This is a genomic window from Micromonospora inyonensis (genome assembly GCF_900091415.1).
Lineage (GTDB): Bacteria > Actinomycetota > Actinomycetes > Mycobacteriales > Micromonosporaceae > Micromonospora > Micromonospora inyonensis.
Window position 1 is genome coordinate 2,749,787 of the sequence record NZ_FMHU01000001.1, and the last position, 18,330, is coordinate 2,768,116.

Annotated in this window: 19 protein-coding genes, 1 tRNA gene and 3 pseudogenes; 10 read left to right on the forward strand and 13 right to left on the reverse strand. The window is 68.9% G+C overall.

From position 1 onward, the window contains the following. Nucleotides 1–44 precede the first annotated feature (44 nt). The gene (locus GA0074694_RS12430) at nt 45–1,415 is read left to right on the forward strand and encodes a cystathionine beta-synthase (protein WP_091457298.1); all 1,371 of its coding nucleotides are present in this window, start codon (nt 45–47) and stop codon (nt 1,413–1,415) included. Nucleotides 1,416–1,511: 96 nt separating this feature from the next. Next, complete coding sequence (locus GA0074694_RS12435) at nt 1,512–1,871, forward strand: type II toxin-antitoxin system VapC family toxin (RefSeq protein ID WP_091457302.1); 360 nt, start codon at nt 1,512–1,514, stop codon at nt 1,869–1,871. 38 nt (nt 1,872–1,909) lie between these two features. Here the strand turns inward: GA0074694_RS12435 and GA0074694_RS12440 are convergent, their stop codons facing one another. From GA0074694_RS12440 to GA0074694_RS12455, 4 genes are all read right to left on the reverse strand, one after another. Further along, on the reverse strand, nt 1,910–2,221 hold the full coding sequence (locus GA0074694_RS12440) for a type II toxin-antitoxin system RelE family toxin (protein WP_091457306.1): 312 nt from the start codon (nt 2,219–2,221) through the stop codon (nt 1,910–1,912). After that, nucleotides 2,221–2,505 (reverse strand): type II toxin-antitoxin system Phd/YefM family antitoxin, encoded by a 285-nt coding sequence (locus GA0074694_RS12445; protein WP_091459049.1) that lies wholly within the window; start codon nt 2,503–2,505, stop codon nt 2,221–2,223. The genes GA0074694_RS12440 and GA0074694_RS12445 overlap by 1 nt, the downstream gene beginning before the upstream one ends. Before the next feature lie 281 nt (nt 2,506–2,786). After that, nucleotides 2,787–3,131 (reverse strand): PPC domain-containing DNA-binding protein, encoded by a 345-nt coding sequence (locus tag GA0074694_RS12450; RefSeq protein ID WP_091457309.1) that lies wholly within the window; start codon nt 3,129–3,131, stop codon nt 2,787–2,789. Nucleotides 3,132–3,136: 5 nt separating this feature from the next. Continuing rightward, complete coding sequence (locus GA0074694_RS12455; RefSeq protein WP_091457312.1) at nt 3,137–4,051, reverse strand: hypothetical protein; 915 nt, start codon at nt 4,049–4,051, stop codon at nt 3,137–3,139. Between the two features lie 570 nt (nt 4,052–4,621). On the opposite strand from GA0074694_RS12455, the gene GA0074694_RS12460 reads away from it, so the two are divergent. Together GA0074694_RS12460 and GA0074694_RS30900 are read left to right on the forward strand one after the other, a co-directional pair. Beyond that, nucleotides 4,622–4,981, forward strand: a complete 360-nt coding sequence (locus GA0074694_RS12460; RefSeq protein WP_245714659.1) for a hypothetical protein — start codon at nt 4,622–4,624, stop codon at nt 4,979–4,981. 235 nt (nt 4,982–5,216) lie between these two features. Next, nucleotides 5,217–5,786, forward strand: coding sequence for a hypothetical protein (locus GA0074694_RS30900; protein ID WP_141714064.1), 570 nt, complete (start codon nt 5,217–5,219; stop codon nt 5,784–5,786). A gap of 145 nt (nt 5,787–5,931) precedes the next feature. On the opposite strand, the gene GA0074694_RS12470 is transcribed toward GA0074694_RS30900, so the two are convergent. Beyond that, the gene (locus GA0074694_RS12470) at nt 5,932–7,278 is read right to left on the reverse strand and encodes an IS4 family transposase (protein WP_281189918.1); all 1,347 of its coding nucleotides are present in this window, start codon (nt 7,276–7,278) and stop codon (nt 5,932–5,934) included. A gap of 96 nt (nt 7,279–7,374) precedes the next feature. Here GA0074694_RS12470 and GA0074694_RS12475 point away from each other — a divergent pair, with 96 nt between their 5' ends. The 5 genes and pseudogenes from GA0074694_RS12475 to GA0074694_RS34160 form a co-directional block, all read left to right on the forward strand. Further along, nucleotides 7,375–7,806, forward strand: coding sequence for a helix-turn-helix domain-containing protein (locus GA0074694_RS12475; protein WP_091457322.1), 432 nt, complete (start codon nt 7,375–7,377; stop codon nt 7,804–7,806). Continuing rightward, entirely contained in the window at nt 7,794–8,096 is a 303-nt protein-coding gene (locus GA0074694_RS12480; protein ID WP_245714661.1) for a hypothetical protein, read from the forward strand. Before GA0074694_RS12475 ends, GA0074694_RS12480 begins: the two co-directional genes overlap by 13 nt. A 328-nt stretch (nt 8,097–8,424) precedes the next feature. Then, nucleotides 8,425–9,222 (forward strand): hypothetical protein, encoded by a 798-nt coding sequence (locus tag GA0074694_RS12485; protein WP_141714066.1) that lies wholly within the window; start codon nt 8,425–8,427, stop codon nt 9,220–9,222. Between the two features lie 113 nt (nt 9,223–9,335). After that, entirely contained in the window at nt 9,336–9,743 is a 408-nt protein-coding gene (locus GA0074694_RS12490) for a hypothetical protein (RefSeq protein ID WP_141714068.1), read from the forward strand. Between the two features lie 416 nt (nt 9,744–10,159). After that, nucleotides 10,160–10,300: pseudogene (locus GA0074694_RS34160) on the forward strand (hypothetical protein); the annotation flags it as partial. 303 nt (nt 10,301–10,603) lie between these two features. Here the strand turns inward: GA0074694_RS34160 and GA0074694_RS12505 are convergent. The 6 genes and pseudogenes from GA0074694_RS12505 to GA0074694_RS34165 form a co-directional block, all read right to left on the reverse strand. Continuing rightward, nucleotides 10,604–11,122: a GNAT family N-acetyltransferase gene (locus tag GA0074694_RS12505; protein WP_091457335.1), complete on the reverse strand. Its 519-nt coding sequence runs from the start codon at nt 11,120–11,122 to the stop codon at nt 10,604–10,606. After that, a complete protein-coding gene (locus tag GA0074694_RS12510) occupies nt 11,119–12,051 on the reverse strand; it encodes a ribonuclease Z (RefSeq protein ID WP_091459055.1) in 933 nt (310 codons plus the stop codon). The genes GA0074694_RS12505 and GA0074694_RS12510 overlap by 4 nt, the downstream gene beginning before the upstream one ends. Before the next feature lie 316 nt (nt 12,052–12,367). Then, on the reverse strand, nt 12,368–13,600 hold the full coding sequence (locus GA0074694_RS12515) for an osmoprotectant NAGGN system M42 family peptidase (protein ID WP_091457339.1): 1,233 nt from the start codon (nt 13,598–13,600) through the stop codon (nt 12,368–12,370). Continuing rightward, nucleotides 13,597–15,480 carry an N-acetylglutaminylglutamine synthetase gene (gene ngg, locus GA0074694_RS12520; RefSeq protein ID WP_091457341.1) on the reverse strand — a complete coding sequence of 628 codons (1,884 nt, stop codon included), beginning with the start codon at nt 15,478–15,480 and terminating at the stop codon, nt 13,597–13,599. Before ngg ends, GA0074694_RS12515 begins: the two co-directional genes overlap by 4 nt. A gap of 2 nt (nt 15,481–15,482) precedes the next feature. Continuing rightward, nucleotides 15,483–17,267: an N-acetylglutaminylglutamine amidotransferase gene (locus GA0074694_RS12525; protein ID WP_091457344.1), complete on the reverse strand. Its 1,785-nt coding sequence runs from the start codon at nt 17,265–17,267 to the stop codon at nt 15,483–15,485. Between the two features lie 292 nt (nt 17,268–17,559). Next, nucleotides 17,560–17,640: pseudogene (locus tag GA0074694_RS34165) on the reverse strand (peptide-methionine (S)-S-oxide reductase MsrA); the annotation flags it as partial. On the opposite strand from GA0074694_RS34165, the gene GA0074694_RS31600 reads away from it, so the two are divergent. Next, nucleotides 17,607–17,732, forward strand: a tRNA-OTHER gene (locus GA0074694_RS31600). The pseudogene GA0074694_RS34165 and the gene GA0074694_RS31600 sit on opposite strands and share 34 nt — an antisense overlap. Here GA0074694_RS31600 and GA0074694_RS34170 read toward each other — a convergent pair. Both GA0074694_RS34170 and GA0074694_RS12535 read right to left on the reverse strand, forming a co-directional pair. Further along, a pseudogene (locus GA0074694_RS34170) lies at nt 17,704–17,970 on the reverse strand (type II toxin-antitoxin system RelE family toxin); the annotation flags it as partial. The gene GA0074694_RS31600 and the pseudogene GA0074694_RS34170 overlap by 29 nt on opposite strands. Beyond that, nucleotides 17,967–18,251, reverse strand: coding sequence for a type II toxin-antitoxin system Phd/YefM family antitoxin (locus GA0074694_RS12535; RefSeq protein ID WP_091457350.1), 285 nt, complete (start codon nt 18,249–18,251; stop codon nt 17,967–17,969). The gene GA0074694_RS12535 and the pseudogene GA0074694_RS34170, both read right to left, overlap by 4 nt. Nucleotides 18,252–18,330 lie beyond the last annotated feature (79 nt).

Genomic DNA, 18,330 nt, shown 5'->3' on the forward strand with positions numbered 1-18,330 from the left:
CGCCCGGCGCCGCTGCCGGCACCGGAGGAGAAGGGCACAACGAGGTGCAGTACTACGACAACGTCGTCGAGCTGATCGGCAACACCCCGCTGGTGAAGCTCCGCAACGTCACCGCCGGCATCCAGGCCACCGTGTTGGCGAAGGTGGAGTACCTCAACCCCGGCGGGTCGGTGAAGGACCGGATCGCGCTGCGGATGGTGGAGGACGCCGAGGCCGCCGGGAGCCTGAGGCCGGGCGGCACCATCGTCGAGCCGACCAGCGGCAACACCGGCGTCGGACTGGCCCTGGTGGCGCAGCTCAAGGGCTACAAGTGCGTCTTCGTCTGCCCGGACAAGGTCAGCCAGGACAAGCAGGACGTGCTGCGGGCGTACGGGGCCGAGGTGGTGGTCTGTCCGACGGCGGTCGCCCCGGAGGACCCCCGCTCCTACTACAACGTCTCCGACCGGTTGGCCCGGGAGATCCCCGGCGCGTGGAAGCCCAACCAGTACAGCAACCCGGCGAACCCGCGTTCGCACTACGAGACCACCGGCCCCGAGCTGTGGGAGCAGACCGGCGGCGGGCTGACCCACTTCGTGGCCGGGGTGGGCACCGGCGGCACCATCTCCGGCATCGGGCGCTACCTCAAGGAGGCGTCCGACGGCCGGGTGAAGGTCGTCGGCGCGGACCCGGAGGGCTCGGTCTACTCCGGCGGCACCGGCCGGCCGTACCTGGTCGAGGGGGTCGGCGAGGACTTCTGGCCGGAGACGTACGACAAGTCCGTGGCCGACCAGATCATCGAGGTCTCCGACAAGGCCTCCTTCGAGATGACCCGGCGGCTGGCCCGGGAGGAGGGGCTGCTCGTCGGCGGCTCCTGCGGCATGGCCGTGGTGGCCGCCCTGGAGGTGGCCCGCGCCGCCGGCCCGGACGACGTGATCGTGGTGCTCCTGCCGGACAGCGGCAAGGGCTACCTGTCGAAGATCTTCAACGACGCCTGGATGGCCCGGTACGGCTTCCTGTCGGCCGGCGGTGACGAGCCGACCGTGGCCGACGCGCTCGCCGCGAAGCCGGGCGGCCTGCCCGAGCTGGTGCACGTGCACCCCACCGAGACGGTCCGGGACGCGATCGACTACATGCGCGAGTACGGCGTCTCCCAGCTGCCGGTGCTCAAGGCCGAGCCGCCGGTGGTGACCGGTGAGGTGGCCGGTTCGATCGCCGAGAAGGACCTGCTGGACGCGCTCTTCACCGGCCAGGCCCACCTGCACGACACCATCGAGCGGCACATGGGTGAGCCGCTGCCGATGGTCGGCGGCGGGCAGCCGGTCAGCGAGGCGGTGGCCCTGCTGGAGAAGTCCGACGCCGCGTTGGTGCTGATCGACGGCAAGCCGAAGGGCGTGCTCACCCGACAGGACCTGCTGGCCCACCTCGGCGCCCGCTGAGCATGGTGACCGGCCCGTCCCGCGACGGGCCGGTCACCACCCAGTCCAGGCCGCCGCGTCTCCCAACCCGTAACTGATCCTGCCCAGCTCACGTGCATCGAGGCGGTACCCATTCGGGCCATTACGGGCGATGCGACTCTCGGCGACGAGTTCCTCGATCGGCTACGCCATGATCCGGACATCTTCCTCTCCCCGGTCAGCCTGTGGGAGATCACCGTCAAGCAGAGGGCGGGGAAGCTCGCCGGCCCCCCTGACGTGGCCGAGCGGGTAAGGGACATGGGATTTCGGGAACTTCCGGTTACCCACGCCCATGCCATCGTCGCCGGCCGCCTGCCAGCGCATCACCGCGATCCCTTCGACCGCATGCTGGTGGCGCAGGCGACCGCCGAAAGGTTGACCCTGGCCTCCCGCGACGTGTCGATGGCGCTGTATGAGGTGGATGTCCTGAAGGTGTGAGGCACGTCAGCCCCGTGAAGCAGGGGCCGACGTGTGTCCTAGAAACGGTAGGCGTCCCGTCGGTGGCGGATCGAGGGGATCTCCACGACCCGTTTGGCCTCGTTGATCCGGTAGATGATCCGGTACGTGCCGCGGCGGGCGGAGTGAAAGCCGTCGAAGGGCTCGTCGAGTGGTTTGCCAGCCCGATAGGGGTTGACCGCTATCGCGTGCTCGATGGTCTCCGTCGCCGCGACCGCGACCTCCAACGGCAGATCCTCGTGCAGGTTGCGGCGGGCCTGCCGAGAGAACATCACGGTGTACGGGCTGGGCGCTTCGCTAGTGCCGTCGCCCCGCCCGCCTTGCGAAGGCATCAGGCCGCCCTACCGCGACGCCGCTCCAACTCGGCGCGAACCTCGTCCATCGAGAACGTGTCGTCGGCCGCGAAATCCTCCCGCGACTGGCGCAGATCCGCGAGGGCCTCGTTGTCGGAGAGCAGGTCGAGCGTCTCCCGCATCGACTCGTACTCGGCAACCGAGATCAGCATCACGTCGGCACGGCCGTTCCTGGTGATCGTGAAGTGGTCGTGCTCCCGAGCGACGCGGTCGGCAAGCTCGGCGATCCGGGCCTTGGCTTCCGTGATGGGAATGGTCTCCATAGCGACCACTCTAAAGACTGGTCAGAATTATGGCCACCTTATTCGATCCGCTCGACCGAAGGCACGCCGTGTGCGGGGCTCGAACCCGCGACCGAGGGATTATGAGTTAGATTTCCCGCGTGATCGCCAGTCCGAAGACGTGTTGAGGGGTGCCTATCCGTCCTGGTGGGCACCCCTCACCGTGGTTCCCAATCTAGCCGCGTGACGATCAGTCCGGAGGCGTCCGGGCTCACACGGGGCTCACCTTGTACTCACGTGAGCCCGGCTAGCGGGGTCGCCGTCTACTGCCCCTCAGGTAGGGCCAGGGTGTAAGCGTGGACGAAGAAGCTTTCCACTCGCGCCCAGTGCAGGTGACCGGCGAGAGCTTCGTCACCCTGCCGGCCGAGAACCACATGCACGTGAACTTTGCCGTCTCGGATTTCTCCGGTTCCACTTAGCTCGAATGGCTGCCGGTACTCGCTGATAACGTCAGTGCCGGCGTCATCAGCGAGCATATTGCTGATTGCGCAGCTATCGACAGCACCAATGAGGGACACGATAGCCCCGTTGACAATCCCTTCTTCTGCGGCTCGCCGGGTGAGCGTTTCGATCAGCTCTTCACCGGTCTTGACGCTTAGCAGCTTCATGCGTCTTATCCAATCGCCAGGGGGGTAGTGCCCGCCAGAACGGCGGCATATGCTCGCAAATTTTCGCGGCACGCTTCTTGCTGCACTGCGGACATTAGCGCCGAGCGAGCGCCTGAGTCATTGTGGCAGTTAGCAAGCAGTACGGCGCTACACCAGCGGGCGGCGGCATCGCGTGCGTTTGCAAGCTCGTTCGATAGTTGACGCGATGCCACTTCGATTATGCCGCTACTCGCGCCGGGCGTCTGATTGACTGCTTGCGCTACTGCTTCACTGACTACATGGCTTGCCTGTTCCCAGGGGAGGTTGAGAACGCGGCTGGCTACAGCGGTCAGGTAGAGATGTCGGGCGTCTTGGTCGGCGCGCAGTGTGCATATCGCGGCGTCGCCGAGCTCCGGGGCTCCGACCTTGGCGAGTATCCCGGCAGAGTTGACCCTGAGAACCGCCGTTGCGCCTCGGCGCATCCATGCGGTCAACCCTCGCCGTGCTCCGTCGTCGTCGGCCGCCAGGGCGCTGATAGTCAGATCGGTCGCGTGGCTGGTTTGCGCGGTTGCGAGAAGGTGTCCGCTGCCCTGTGCGATGTCGCCAAACACGCGGTGGGCGACTAGGACGTCGGTCAGCGCCGGGTCTGTGAAGCGGTATGCGCCTTCCGTCGTTTGCATGACGTGTGGGTGCCTGCTCAGGCGGGATGCGATCGAGCCGGGTATCTGCAACGGGTCCAACTCGTCCTTGCGGTGCTGCCATAGGTGCCATGCGAACCACTCAACGGCCTCATGGTCTGCCAGCGACAGCTCGCGTATTGGTCGGCCGCCAAGGAAGCCGCTTACGGCAGTAGCGGCAGTGGTGCCAAGTAGCTGACGCCGGTTCACTTCGTTCCCATTTCCGTCCAGGTCCCCGGCAGCGGTCGGCATGGCGAACCACAACCGATCCTCCGGTATGCGTAGCGCGGTCGCCCATTGCACCAAACGATCAAGGTGAACGATGGGCGGACCAGTTTCTATCCGACTTAGCTGAGCCTGGCTCATGCCAACCCACGAAGCGGCTCGGTCCTGGGATATGGGATGCCGCCCATGGTGGGGGTGGGTTCGCCACGCTCGGATCACTCGGCCCATGTGGCGGCTTTGCAGCGCTTCCCTTAGAACGACCTCATCCCAGAAGTCGGCCGGCACATCTGGGGCGGCATGAGGTTGGTGCCGACCGTAGGAGGAGCAGGGCGAGCAGCGGCCGGTGGCGTTGTCACGCGCGAGCCGTGTGCCGCATCGGCAGTATCGCGCCTCGTGGGTCGCTGTCATCGGGGCGTCCTTGTGTGGCAGCCGGAGCTAGATCCTAGGTCGTGCTGCTCCAAGATCCCATCCGAGCGCCGGTTGCGCTTATGCATCGGACGCATATTGACATCCGTCCTTCGTCATGTTGCCCACGGCTGGGGCTCCGGCATCGTGTCGCTAACGATAAGCGATCGAGCAGTTACAACGCTCCAGGTTCCCCGTTGGTACGTGACTGATGGCTCCGTGCTGACGGGTGACGGCGGGCACGCCGCGCGGCTGCGGAACCTGCATCCCTCCGCACCGCGCGGCGTGCTCGGCCCTGGCATGGAAGGTGGTGAGAAGGTGACGACCTACCCCGGTGGCGGACAGGTCGATGCCGCGCAGGCTGCGCTTGAACGGCATGCGGTGTCGAGTGCTGATGGTCGCTGTTTGGGCTGCGGAACGCTTGGACCGTGCACGGTGCATGAGCAGGCCATGCAGGTGTTCTGCCTCTCGCTGCGGCTGCCGAAGCGGGTGCCCGGAGCGACGCGGCCAGAGCTGATCGGCGCACGTCGTGTCGGCGTTCCAGCGTTGCTGGCGGTGAAGTAGGTGACCGCCCCGGAGGCCGGGCTGATGCCGGCGCACACCGCTGCGGAGTGTGCGCCGGCTCAGCCGTCTACTCGTCGGGCGGGCGGTGCCGGAAGTGACCCTTTCGGTGTTACTTGTGTAGCGGGACAAGAACGATCATGGACGGACTTTCATCGTGGTGTATCAGCCCGGACCAAATGACCTGCTGCGCGCGGCGCGGCTGGCGTTGCGGTCGCCTTCTGGGTCGGGTCGGCCGATGTCGCGTCAGGAGTTGGCCGAGGCGGTCAATGCCTGGTTGTACGAGCACACGGGACGCCAGACCGATATCGCTTCCCGCTACATCGGCCGTCTTGAACGCGGCGACACTCGATGGCCGTCGGCGCATTACCGCACAGCCCTGCGTGCTGTGTTGGCAAAGGCCAGCGACGCTGAGCTTGGCTTCTTCGTCATCCAGGGGCACGCCAAAGATCACGACAAGAGCGTGGTGGGACAGGCTCCAGCCACCGAGTGGCCTGACGTTGCGGCCGACGTTTGTCCGGCGAGTTCGCCAGCAGTGGCTACCGATCAGGGAGCTGACAGCGGGCCACCGGTGGCGTCGGCCGGTGCGGCGGCGGTGCGGGTCAGCGTCGGCTCGGGCGCGGCCTCGGTGGTGTGGCACGAGGGGTCGCCCGGCTGCATCACGTTGGTGGCCGGGCCGCTCCGGGTGCTGATCGACGTGTCGGGCGTCGGTGTTGGTCCGGTCGCCGCTGTTCCGGCTGTGGCCGTTGGGGATGCGGCGGGCAATGGGGCGCGGGTGTACTCGCTGGCCGAGCGACGGGCGCAGTAGCGATGGCTGCCGTTACGCCGTCATACCAAGTGCGCACCGCTGCGGAGTGCGCGCCGGCTTGGCCGCGGGTTCGCTTCTCGGAGGCGGGTGGTGGGCCGCAGGCCGCGATTGCCACTCCGGGACGACTAGAGGCAACGCCGCTCGGTTAAGGTCCGGCGGGTGTTTCGCAATGGTTTGTGATGATGTCGATTGCGATGGTGGCTTTGTAGCTGCGCCGGTCTATGTTGGGTCCGCGGGCTTGGTACTTGGAGTTCGAGCGTTTGATCATCCGGGTTTTCACCCGGATCCGGCGGTCGGGTAGCAGGTGCGCCAGGACCACGCGGCCGATGGCGCCGACCAGGTCGATGACGGTGTCAGCGATGACGCCGGCGGCGTTGGTGATCTGGTCGCGGGCGGTGTTCAGGGCGATGGTGAAGCTGGCCCGGTCGGGGCTGGTGGCGGGCTGGCTGTCGGTGGCATCGGTCATAGCGGTGCGGAGGACCTGGTAGACGGTGAGCAGGGCGTAGATCTCCTGGTCGATGCCGTCGGGGGTGCGGGCACGCAGGACCCGGCCGCCGAGGATGCTGGATTTCAGCTCCAGATAGGCGGTTTCGATCTCCCATCTGCGGTGATACAGCTTCATCAATTCGCCGGCGGGATGGGTGTGCGGGTCGAGCAGGGTGGTGATCAGCCGGTAGCCACCGGTGCGGATGCCGTCGGTGGTGGTGACGCTGATCTGGGCGTCGATGACCCGCACCCGTACCGTGCCGATGGTCGAGAGCCAGGACCCGTCGCGGTAGCGGGTGATCACGGGCAGGCGGCGGCCGTTCTTGCAGCGGATCAGCAGGTCGGCCCTGGTCGCGGCGAGTGTGGTGATGAGGTCGGCGGCGGCATAGTTACGGTCGGCCAGCAACAGCATCCCGGCCCGCAGGCTACGGGCCAGGGTGCGGGCCTGGTCGAGTTCACCGGTGCTGACCGGGCCGAACACGGCGTCGATGATCGAGCGGGTGCCGCAGGTCAGCAGGACACTCAGCCTCACTGCCGGGTAGCCGGCCCCGCCGTGGTTACCCCGTTGTTTGCGGTAACGGTCCCGGACCGCCTCGGCGTCGGCTACCGACATCATGGTCCCGTCGATCGCGGTCACCAGCAGCCCCCGCCAGCGCACGGCATGGTTCGCCGTGGTGACGGCCGGGCCACGGAGCAGATCGAACAACGCCCGCAGCGGCGCGGACCCGAGCCGCTGCCGTGCCTCACGTAACGTCCCCGAGGACGGCTCGGCCAGGCCCAGCCCGGCCAGACCGGCGGTCAGTTTCTGCCACACCTGCCCGTAGCCGAGTTCGGCGAACAGACAACCTGCCAGAACGAGATAGACCACCACCCGGGCCGGCAGCAGTCGGATCCGCTGCTGCGTACGGCGGGTCGCAGCGAGGATCTCATCGACCATCTCGAAGGGTATGAACTGGGTCAACTCACCCAGATGACCCGGTGCGAACACACCCGCGGCTACCCTCACCGTACGGGTTATGGCAATCTGATCAACCAAAGCGGAGTTCCTGGTCTCGAGGGTGTCTTGGAGTGACTCACCTCAATACCGGAACTCCGCTTCCTCATGCCCGAACGACACACCCCTCGACAGCCACCACAACGCCTTAACCGAGCGGCGTTGCGACTAGAGGTGGCTACGCCTGAGGTAGTGGCGGACTCGTGCCGATCGTTGGGGCGCGTCCTGGCGGAGTCGCGGCGATCGGTGCGCGTGACGCAGGACCGGTTGGCCGTCCTGGTGGGATGGTCGCGCAGTTCCATCGCCAATGTGGAGGTGGGGCGTCAGACCGCCCCACGTGCGTTCTGGATGGCCTGTGACGTGGCGTTGGGGCGCGAGGGTGCGTTGCTGGCGGCGTGGGGCCGTACGGACGCTCTGGCGCGTCGGCTGAGGGAGCAGGAGAAGGAAGCCCAGATTCGTCAACTCCTCACCGCTCCGTCGCCTGGGTTCGTCTGCCGGGCGTTGTACCGCCTGTTGGCGGAGTCGGGATGGTCACCGTGACGCGCCGTCCGCACACCCCGATCCGGCCCATCTGGCTATGTCGTGCGTGCGGCCATCCCTGGCCGTGCGGGGAGGCCAAATTAGCGCTGCTGGCCGAGTACGGGCAGAACCGGGTGAGCCTGTTCGTATACCTGGCCGGCGCATTTGGTGACGCCGTGGACGACCTGGGCAAGCTGCATTCAGGGGAGACACCGATCAGCGGTGAACTGTTTGACCGGTTCCTCTCCTGGCCGAGCGCGTCCAGTTCCGCTTATCGAACCGCCCGCATCGAGGGCTCGTCACCGACCTGACGAAGGGGTTTTTGCCTGGCTATGTAGATGCGCAGAGAATCTGCGTCCGGAAGCGTGCAGGACAGCCGCTTGCCGCTGGAATAATCAATTCCGCGCGGCTATTTAGAGCTGCCCAATGGCGATATTCCGAAAGTGTGTCAGAAAGCCGACAATCAATTGATAGATCCGCCTCAGTGGGCGATTGTCGAAGCAGCTCGGTTACTTGGTGATCCGCTTAACCTGCGAGCCTGAGAAACCGAGTTCTCGCACATTTCGTGTGCGAGGTACGGCTTGCGGTGCGGCAACACCGCAAGCCGATTCGTCCTCTCCCCTAGACGAAGGAGTGTCGATGAGGACTCCGTCAAGACTAGCGGCTGCGCTGGTGCTTGCCTGCGTGGTCGCCGTCGCCAACGGCAGTGTCGCTGCGGCCCAGCCGGCAGCGTCGGAAGTGGGTTCGGCGGGCACGGTGCTGACTGTGGGGGCCGCCGGCTCCGATCAGTGCTCCGTGGACGTCACGGCTCGCAAGGGTGCTTGGGTCTGCCCGGACGCCGCCTCGTCGAGCCGGCCGAAGAACTGGACTGGCAAGACGGCGGAGCAGGCGGCGCCCATGTCCGGCGTGTGCTCGGCGCTGGGCTGCTACTACTACTACGACAGCACCATGGCCTACTTCGATGGCGCGGGTCAGTACGGCTACGGAGGCACCAAGCTCGGTGACGTGTACCTCTACGTCGAGGACTACTTCTCCGGCGGCAGCAGCACGTCCAAGCGCTTCCAGTTCGAGTCCACCCGAGGTATCAGAACCATCAACGCATCCGGCGAGCGGCTGTACTTCAGCAGTGCGCACCCCGAGGGGTACCCGGTGAGCGGCGGCGGGACCTTCAAGACCTGGGGCGTGCACGGACCCTACGCGGCGGGAACGCTCGTAACCGCCTTCGGATCGACCGGCTACACCGCCTACGAGGGCTCCGTGGCCTGGGCGGGGATCGCTCACCAGTTCCAGTGGACCGACCCGTCGAGCGCCTACCCGGGCACCTGGTACATGTGGTGGAAGAGCCCGAAGTTCCAGCGACAGAGCAGCGGGCAGTACACCGTGTCCAACCCGCCCGCGATGGGCTCCTCCTGGTACGGATCCGGCTGGAACCAGTGAGGTTCCATCACCGCCGGCCATGACCGGCACGGCCGCCGTTGCCCGCTCCTGGGTGGCGGCGGCCTACGCGTATTCGCGGCTCTGGGCCGATAGAGCGTGCGACCATGATTGACATGGCTGAGCCCCGCAAAGTGCAGCGCCACTGGAACACTGAGCTGACAGAGGCAGCACCGGAGCAGCGCATCGGTACGCCCCGACCGGGCCACGGCACCATCTACGTGCACCTCAGCGGAGCCGGTGAGCGGGAACGTCACACGGTCTGGGCCGCCACTTGGGAAGACCCCTTCGACCAGCCGGGCGAGAACGGGGAGGTTGCCGGTATCGCCACGCGGGAGGGCAGCCGGGAAGAGGTCTTGGCCTGGGTCCGGTCTCAGCCGGCGGTAACCCTGCTTCTGGCTCACCCGGATGAGGGGTGGATACCCCTTCCCGCCAACGACGATGACGTGGTGCTCCACGAGCCCGAGCATCGGATTAAGCGACGCCCGCGACCGGGCGACCCTGACGGGCCGACCGCCTCATGACGGAGATCGAACCTGCCGCCGTCGTGGTTTGTGGTCCTCGCGGGGAAAAATCTAGAAGAATCTTTGTTGATCAAGGCACATTTTGCGCTCTGGCGGTCCCTTATCAGTAAGCGAAGGCCCTTGCGCCCGGCGGCGAGACATCGACTGAGAAGGAGGGGATCACCGATGCCGGTCGCGCGCCTTCGGAGGGGCAGGAGTGTTGTCCCGGCGTGCATCACGGCGCTCTACCACAGGACTCAATGGCAAGCCGGCTTGCCGGCGCGGCAGCACCTCAGAGCCGGGCCGCAGTGATGCTGGCGGCATCGGCGGGCGGGTAGCTGGCGGCGTGGTCCTGATGGCGCTCGCCGTGTGCACGGTGGTGGGTTCGCCTCGGCCGCCTGTGGCGCAGTCGGGCGAGCCAGGGTTGGCGTAGCGCGGTGCGGGTTCAGGTCCGCCCATTGGCGGCTGGTGCTCAGTGCTCCGGCCCGCTGTGGGCCGGTCTGCCGCCGATCCGTCTGCATGATCTGCGACACGGGGCGGCCACGATCGCGCTCGCGGCCGGCACCGAGATGAAGGTGGTCCAGGAGATGTTGGGCCACTCCTCGATCTCGCTGACGTCCGATACCTACACCTCGGTCCTGCCGGAGCTGGCGGGGAAGCGGCCGAAGCAGCCGCCCTCCTGGTACCGCGCCAGCGCTCCAAGCGCCCCGCCGGGCTCACCTCGGGCTCACAGCAACCCCCATCATCGAAGCCCGGCAGTGGAAAAGATCGCAAAACCAGCAAATACCAGCAGGTCAAACGGTCTTACTGATGGTGGGGCGGACGGGACTCGAACCCGTGACCGAGGGATTATGAGTCCCCTGCTCCGGTTCCCCCGCTGGTCAGAGGGGACGGGCGTAGCGGAGCTGCCGGGTGACGACCGGGCCGAAGTGCTCGTCGCGTTCCCGGCCGTCCGGGGTCCAGCCGCCGCGCTCGTAGAAGCGACGGGCGTGCGTGTTGTCCCGCAGCACCCAGAGCACCGCGCGGTCGTACCCCCACGAGCGCATGGTGTGCAACGCGTCGACCATCAACTCCCGGCCGGTGCCGCGTCCCTGCTCGGTCGGGTCGAGGTGGATCGCGCAGAGCAGGCCGGCGCCCGGGTCGACCCGACCGTCCACGCCGTCCGGGCCGACGTAGGTGAAGCCGACCAGCCGGCCGTCCCGTTCGGCGACGGTCAGCAGGTGGTCGTCGCGCTCGTACGACCAGCGCTGCGTCCAGTAGTCACCCATCATCTCCGGCGTCGGGACGGCCAGCGCCTCCGGCGGCAGGAATGACGAGTACGCGGCGACCCGGGAACGCTGGTGCAGGTCGCCGACCGCCATCAGGTCGTCGGCGACGGCGTGGCGGAGAGTGAGCGTCACCCCGGCGAGGCTACCCGCCGGGGCGGCACCGCGACCGTGCCCAGGTCCTCGGCGATCACCAGGTCCCCGGTGAAGTGCTCGCGGGCCTCGGCGGCGAACCGGGCCGGGTCGGCGTACCGCTGGGAGAAGTGGGTGAGCACGAGCCGGCGTACCCCCGACTCGGTCGCGACCCGCGCGGCCTGGGCGGCGGTGAGGTGCCCGACCTCGGCGGCGAGCGTGGCCTCCGAGTCGAGGAAGGTCGACTCGATCACCAGCAGGTCGGCGTGCTCGGCGAGCGCGTACACCGCGTCGCAGAGGCCGGTGTCCATCACGAAGGCGAAGCGCTGGCCGGGCCGGGGCACGGCGACCTCGTCGCGGTGCACGCGGCGTCCGCCGACGTCCAGGTGGCCGACGCGGATCAGCTCCCCGACGGCCGGGCCACCGATGCCGTACGCGGCCAGCCGCTCCGGGAGCATCCGGCAGCCGTCCGGTTCGACCAGCTGGTAGCCGTACGTCTCGATCGGGTGGCGCAGCCGGCGGGCGGTCAGGGTGTGGCCGCCGCGCAGGGCGATCCGCTGACCGTCCGCGTCGACCGGTTCGCAGGCCAGCTCGGCGGTCTCGTGGAAGCTGGTGGCGTGCCGCAGCCGGGCGAAGTATTCCGCGCCGCCGGCCGGGAAGTGCACCGCCACCGGGTGCGGCACCCGGTCCAGGGAGAGGCGCTGGATGATGCCGGGCAGTCCGAGACTGTGGTCGCCGTGGAAGTGGGTGACGCAGATCCGGGTCAGGTCGGTGGCGGTGACCGTGGTGTGCAGGAGCTGCCGTTGGCTCCCCTCGCCCGGGTCGAAGAGGATCACCTCGTCGTCCCAGCGCAGCACGTACCCGTTGTGGTTGCGCTGCCGGGTCGGCGTCTGACTGGCGGTGCCGAGCACCGTCAGCTCGCGCATCGACACGGCGTACACCCTCCGTACAGGGGTCGACCCCCGGGGCTTCCGCGCTGACGCGCGGGCCGGCTGGACTGGGCCGGCACCCCGGGGGTCGGGTGGCTGTCTTGGATTCGCCGCACCGCTGCCACACGGTCTCGACGATCTTCTGTGCCCGCCCCGGAGGACGGACGGTCGACTGTCAAGGACAGCGGCTAGCGGACAGCCACCTCACGAGTCCGATAACTACACAAGCTTCGGATCACCTCCCTTCACGTGTACCGCCACGCTATCCACTTCCCGACTCCGGCGGCAACGGTTTTACGTCACCTCATGTCCGAGCAGGTCAGGCCGGGTCCGGGCCGGGGTGGTCGGTGGTGCCGGGACCGGTGGCCTCAGCGATGCCGATCGGCCCCTCGCGGGGCCCCTCCTCGGACGCCGGCTGCACCGCCAGCGACGGGAAGTCGGCCAGGTCGCCCTCGGGCTCGGCGTCCCACTCCGGGAAGACCAGGTCGCTCTGGAGGTAGAGGCAGAGCAGCTGGGTCAGGTGGCGCAGGCCGTCCAGGTGGGTGCGCTCGTGGCCGTGGGTGGCGTCCACCCCGAAGCCGAGCAGCGCCACCCGGGCGTGCGCGCCCGCCTCGACCGCCGCCGCCACGTCCGAGCGGTAGTAGTCGAAGACGTCCCGCACCAGGTCGACGCCGTGCTCGGCGGCGATCGAGGCGAGGTTGCGGGTCAGGTGGTAGTCGAACGGGCCGACCCCGTCGCCCATCGCCAGGGTCGCCGCGGTTTCCCGGGACTGCTGCCCCGGAGCGACCACCGCCGCGTCCACCGAGACGATCTCCGCGACGTCCGGGTCGAGGCCGTGGCTCGCCCCGTGCCCGATCTCCTCGGTGACGGTGACCAGCAGGTGTGCGGAGACCCGGGGCTGGACGCCCGCGTCGACCATCGCCTTGAGCGCGGTCAGCACCGCCGCCACGCCGGCCTTGTCGTCCAGGTGGCGGGACTTGACGAAGCCGCTCGGGGTGATCGTCGGGTTGGGCAGGAACGCCACGAAGTCGCCCGCGTCGATGCCGAGCGCCCGCAGCCCGGCGATGTCCTCGACCGGCTCGTCGACCCGGACCTCCACCTGCTCCCAGCCGACGCCCTGGAGGTCGACCGCCTCGTTGTAGCGGTGGCCGCTCGCCTTCAGCGGCAGCACCTGGCCGGTGATCACCCGGTCCAGGTTGTCGGTGAAGATCCGTACGTGGGCGCCCTCGGCGAAGCGGGCGCTGTGCGTGCCGATCGACTTCAGCTCCAGCCGGCCGTTCTCCTTCAGCCGCTTCACCATCCCGCCGATGGTGTCGGTGTGCACCACGATCGCCCGGTCCGCCCCGGTGGACCGGGGGCCGGGCAGGCAGGCGCTCAGCGCGCCCCGCCGGGTCAGCGTGGAGGAGACGCCGAGGGCGGAGAGCCGCTCGCCCACGTACTGCTGCACGTGGTCGGTACGCCCCGACGGGCTGGGGATCTCCAAGAGTTCCAGCAGCACCTGCCGCAGGTAGTCCAGGTCGAGCGGAAGCGGGGCGGGACGACGTTCGGTCATGCCGTCGAGGATGCCGTACCCGCCGGGGACCAGAGCCGGTGCGGTGCCCGGGTGCCCGGAAACAGCAGGTCGACGAAGCGCTCGGCGGTCGGTTGGGGCTCGTGGTTGGCCAGCCCCGGCCGCTCGTTCGCCTCGATGAACACGTGTTCCGGTTGGTCCGGGGCGGTGACCAGCAGGTCCAGCCCGGTGACCGGGATGTCCAGCGCCCGGCTGGCGGCCACGCACGCCTCGGCGATCTCCGGGTGCAGGTCGCCGGTCACGTCGTGGATGGTGCCACCGGTGTGCAGGTTGGCGGTCCGTCGGACGGCGAGCACGGTCCCCTCGGGGAGCACGTCGTGCATGCCGTACCCGGCCTCGGCGACCACCTCGCGGGTCATGTCGTCGATCGGGATGCGGGACTCGCCACCGGTGGCGGCGGCCCGGCGGCGGCTCTGCCGCTCGATCAGCTCGGTGACGTGGTGCACCCCGTCGCCGGTGACCGAGGCGGGCCGGCGGACGGCCGCCGCGACCACCTCGTGGTCGATCACCACCACCCGCAGGTCCTCGCCGGCGCGCAGCTCCTCGATCAGCACGTCCGGGCAGTACCGTCGGGCCAGCTCGACGGCCGTGCGCAGCGCCTCCGGGGTCCGCACCCCGACGGTGATGCCGTTGCCCTGCTCGCCCCGGGCCGGCTTGACCACCACCGCGCCGGTCTCGGCCAGGAACGCCTCGTCCGCGTCGTCTCCGGTGGCCGTCCGGCCGCGCGGCACGCTCAGCCCGGCCTCGGTGAGGATCCGGCGGGTCACCCGCTTGTCGTCGCAGCGGCTCATCGCCACCGCCGAGGTCAGCTCGGAGAGCGACTCGCGGGTCAGGATGGTCCGCCCGCCGCTGGTCAGCCGCAGCTCGCCCCAGGCCGGGTCGGTCACCTCCACCCGGATTCCCCGGCGCATCGCCTCGTCGGCGACGATCCGGGCGTACGGGTTCAGCTCGTCGTAGCCGGCGGGCAGGGACGGCAGGAAGAGTCGCTCGTTGATCGGGTTCTTCCGCTTCACGCAGAGCGTGGCGGTGCGGTAGAAGCCCAGCCGCTCGTAGAGGCGGATCGCCCCGGCGTTCTCCGCCAGCACCGACAGGTCGACGAAGGCCCGACCCCGGTCGGTGAGCCGGGCGGCCAGCTCCGTCAGGAGGGCCTGGCCGGTGCCGGGCGGGGCGTGGTTGAAGTCCACGGTCAGGCACCACAGGCTCGCGCCGTTGTCCGGGTCGTCGAAGACCTCGACGTGGTCCACGCCGGTGATCGTGCCGACGATCTCCCCGGTGGCCGACTCGGCGACCAGGTGCAGGAAGGACGGGGTGGCGGCGTTGGCGACCAGTACGTCCACCGGGGCGGTGACCATCCCGTTGCTGGCGTAGATCCGGTTCACCGCGTCGGCGTCCGCCGTGTCGCGGAGCTGGCGGATGCGCAGTCCCGGCAGGTCCGCGCCACCGTCGGTGGCCGGCTCGCCGCCGATCGAGCCGGGACCGGGGGCCGCGTCCGGGCTCAGCGGCAGCCGGTAGGTCAGCGACGGATCGATGAACAGCTCGTCGTGCAGGCGGGAGACCAGCACGTGCGGATCGCGCAGGTAGATGCAGATGTCCCGGGAACCGGCGGCCTCCGAGCGGAGCACGTCGGCGACGTCGGCCGGGTCGCGGAACGTCTGGCCGAAGACCAGCCGCCCCCAGCCGCAGTCGAGCACCACGTCGGTACGGCCGGCGGGCGGGACCGCGTCCGGGTCGGTCGACCGGCCGGCGGGCTCGCCGGGGGCGACCGGGTCACCGCCCGGCCCGACCCGCTCCCGTCGCCGGGCCACCCGGGCCCGCTGCCCCTCGGTCAGGGCCGCCGCCCCCGTTGCCAGGGTCTCGGTCACGGTCAGGCGATTCCGTGGCTCTGGAGCCACATTTCCAGGAGTCCGAGCTGCCACAGCTTGTTTCCGTTCAACGGGGTGAGTTCGGCGTTCGGGTCGGTGAGGAGGGCGTCGACGTAGTCGGCGCGGAACAGGTCGCGGCGGCGGGCCTCCGGGGCGGACAGCGCGTCGCGGACCCGGTCGAGGACCTTGCCCTCCAGGTGGGTGAGGCCGGGCACCGGGAAGTAGCCCTTCGGGCGGTCGATGACCTCCCAGGGCAGCACCCGGCGGCCGATCTCCTTGAGCACGCCCTTGCCGCCCTGGGCGAGCTTCAGCTCGGGCGGGCAGCTCGCGGCGAGCTCGACGAACTCGTGGTCCAGGAAGGGGACCCGGGCCTCCAGGCCGTGCGCCATCGTCATGTTGTCGACCCGCTTCACCGGATCGTCGGTGAGCATGATCTGGGTGTCGATCCGCAGGCCCGCGTCGACCGCGGTGTCCGCGCCCGCCCGGCCCAGGTGCGCGGCCACGAACTCGCGCGCCGGGTCGCCGCCGGCCAACCGGTCCGGGTTGACCACCCGGGCCAGTCCGGCCGCGTCCCGGTCGAAGAACGCCTTCGCGTACGTGTCGACGGCGTGCGCCCGGTCGACGTCGGCCAGCGGCGGGTACCAGTGGTAGCCGCCGAGGATCTCGTCCGCGCCCTGCCCGGACTGGACCACCTTGACGTGCCGGGCGACCGTCTCGCTGAGCAGATAGAACGCCACGCAGTCGTGGCTGACCATCGGCTCGCTCATCGCCGCCACGGCCGCCTCCAGCGGCGGGACGAGATCGTTCGTGGCGACCCGGATCTGGTGGTGGTCGGTGTCGAAGGTCTTCGCGATCAGGTCGGAGTAGCGGAACTCGTCGCCCTCGCGGCCGCCGACCGCCTCGAAGCCGATGGAGAAGGTGGCCAGGCCGCGCTGGCCCTGCTCGGCGAGGAGCGCCACCACCAGGCTGGAGTCCAGGCCGCCGGAGAGGAGCACCCCCACCGGCACGTCGGCGACCATGCGTCGCCGGACGGCGGTGGTGAGCGACTCGTGGAGGGCGTCCTGCCAGTCCCGCTCGGACCAGCCGGCCCGGTCCGGGTGGCGGGTGAACGACGGATCCCAGTAGACCCGCTCGGTGACCCGGCCGTCCGGCTCGTACACCCGGACGGTGGCCGGGGGCAGCTTGGCCACGCCGCGCAGGATGGTCCGGGGCGGTGGCACGATGCTGTGGAAGCTCAGGTAGTGCGCGAGCGCGACCGGGTCGACCGTGGTGTCGATCCCGCCACCGGCCAGCAGGGCGGGCAGGGTGCTGGCGAACCGCACCCGGTCGGGGGTCTCGGCCAGGTAGAGCGGCTTGATGCCGAGCCGGTCCCGGGCCAGCACCAGGCGACCGGTGGCCCGTTCGGTGATCGCCACGGCGAACATGCCGACCAGGTGGTCGACGAAGTCGTCGCCCCACTCGGCGTACGCCTTGAGCACCACCTCGGTGTCGCCCGAGGAGAAGAAGACGTGTCCCTTGGCCTGGAGCTCGGCGCGCAGCTCCCGGTAGTTGTAGACGCAGCCGTTGAAGACGCCGGTCAGCCCGGCGGTCGAGTCGACCAGCGGCTGCCCGCTCGCCGCCGACAGGTCAATGATCTTGAGGCGACGGTGGCCCAGGGCGACCGGCCCCTGCGACCAGACGCCGCTGCCGTCGGGGCCCCGGTCGTGCATGGTCGCCGCCATCCGCTCCACCGCCGCGACGTCGGCACGCGAGCCGTCCCGACGAAGCTCCCCAGCCAGTCCGCACATGCCAAGGAATGCTGCCAGAGGATGGCGCACTTCGCCTGTTGAGCTGATGGCTGCCGGGGTGGTGGGTTGCTAAAACGCGCAACCTTCGGGGGGTGGGAGTGGATCTTCGGGGCTTCCGTGTCCGTCAGGCGCGGAGTGACCCTTTTGGGAGAGCGGCTCGCTGTGAGGAACCTCCCAGCATCCGACCGTCCCGCCCGGTGGAGCTGCCCCGTCGGTGCGGGCAGCTCCACCGGGCGCGGCGCGGTACGTCCGAACGACGCCGTCGCCTACGTCCGGTCGGCGTCGCCCGCGCTCAGCCGGCCGTACGGGCCACGCCGACCGGGCAGCTCATCCCGTTTGGGCCGTGGTTGCAGTAGCCGTTCGGGTTCTTCGACCCTGGCGAACAGTGATGTACTGATTCCGCGCCTTCGAATCAGCGCGACCGGTAGGCGTCGGCGCGGTGTTCGATTGCCGTCACGGTCACCACGCGGTCGTCTTCGTCGATCTCGTAGAGGACGCGATACGTGCCCCGTCTGGCCGACCAGGTCCCCTCGAACGGTGGCAGAAGCAGCCGTTTGCCGACGCGATGGGGGTTGTCGAGGAGAGCGGTGGTGACGAACTCGTAGACGGCTGCGGCGATCTTTTCTGGCACCCGTCCGGCCAAGGCGCGTGCGGCCGGGCCGGCGACCTGAAGTCGGTAGCGGTCGGGGGCTGGGCCAGTCACCGTGCCTGCTTCGACCGCTTCGTCATCAACGCCGCGAGTTCGTCGGCGTCGAGGATGTCACCGGCCTCGACGGCTGCCTTGGACTCGGCAAGTTGCCGCATGGCCTCGGCGCTGGACAGGACCTCCAGCGTCTCTTCCAACGCCGCGAGATCGTCGGCAGAGATGAGCACCGCGGCGGCGTGACCGTGTCTGGTGATCTCTATCCGCTCATGTGTCGAGGCCACCTCATCGATGAGTTCCGAAAGGCGGTTGCGGGCGTCGGTGAACGGCACAGCGGTCATGCCCTAAGTATAGGCAGCTACTGGCGTGAAGTCTGTACAGATTTTCTGAGCTTGGCGGCGCAGATCACCGGGCCCGTAA

Excerpts from the sequence above, each read along its gene's own strand:
- GA0074694_RS12515 (WP_091457339.1), bottom strand. The coding sequence starts at position 13,600 with ATGACCGAACGTCGTCCCGCCCCGCTTCCGCTCGACCTGGACTACCTG.
- GA0074694_RS12525 (WP_091457344.1), bottom strand. The coding sequence starts at position 17,267 with ATGTGCGGACTGGCTGGGGAGCTTCGTCGGGACGGCTCGCGTGCCGAC.
- GA0074694_RS12445 (WP_091459049.1), bottom strand. The coding sequence starts at position 2,505 with ATGGAGACCATTCCCATCACGGAAGCCAAGGCCCGGATCGCCGAGCTT.
- GA0074694_RS12450 (WP_091457309.1), bottom strand. The coding sequence starts at position 3,131 with ATGAAGCTGCTAAGCGTCAAGACCGGTGAAGAGCTGATCGAAACGCTC.
- GA0074694_RS12480 (WP_245714661.1), top strand. The coding sequence starts at position 7,794 with ATGGTCACCGTGACGCGCCGTCCGCACACCCCGATCCGGCCCATCTGG.
- GA0074694_RS12485 (WP_141714066.1), top strand. The coding sequence starts at position 8,425 with ATGAGGACTCCGTCAAGACTAGCGGCTGCGCTGGTGCTTGCCTGCGTG.
- GA0074694_RS12535 (WP_091457350.1), bottom strand. The coding sequence starts at position 18,251 with ATGACCGCTGTGCCGTTCACCGACGCCCGCAACCGCCTTTCGGAACTC.
- GA0074694_RS12490 (WP_141714068.1), top strand. The coding sequence starts at position 9,336 with ATGGCTGAGCCCCGCAAAGTGCAGCGCCACTGGAACACTGAGCTGACA.
- GA0074694_RS12440 (WP_091457306.1), bottom strand. The coding sequence starts at position 2,221 with ATGCCTTCGCAAGGCGGGCGGGGCGACGGCACTAGCGAAGCGCCCAGC.
- GA0074694_RS12475 (WP_091457322.1), top strand. The coding sequence starts at position 7,375 with ATGCCCGAACGACACACCCCTCGACAGCCACCACAACGCCTTAACCGA.
- GA0074694_RS30900 (WP_141714064.1), top strand. The coding sequence starts at position 5,217 with ATGTCGCGTCAGGAGTTGGCCGAGGCGGTCAATGCCTGGTTGTACGAG.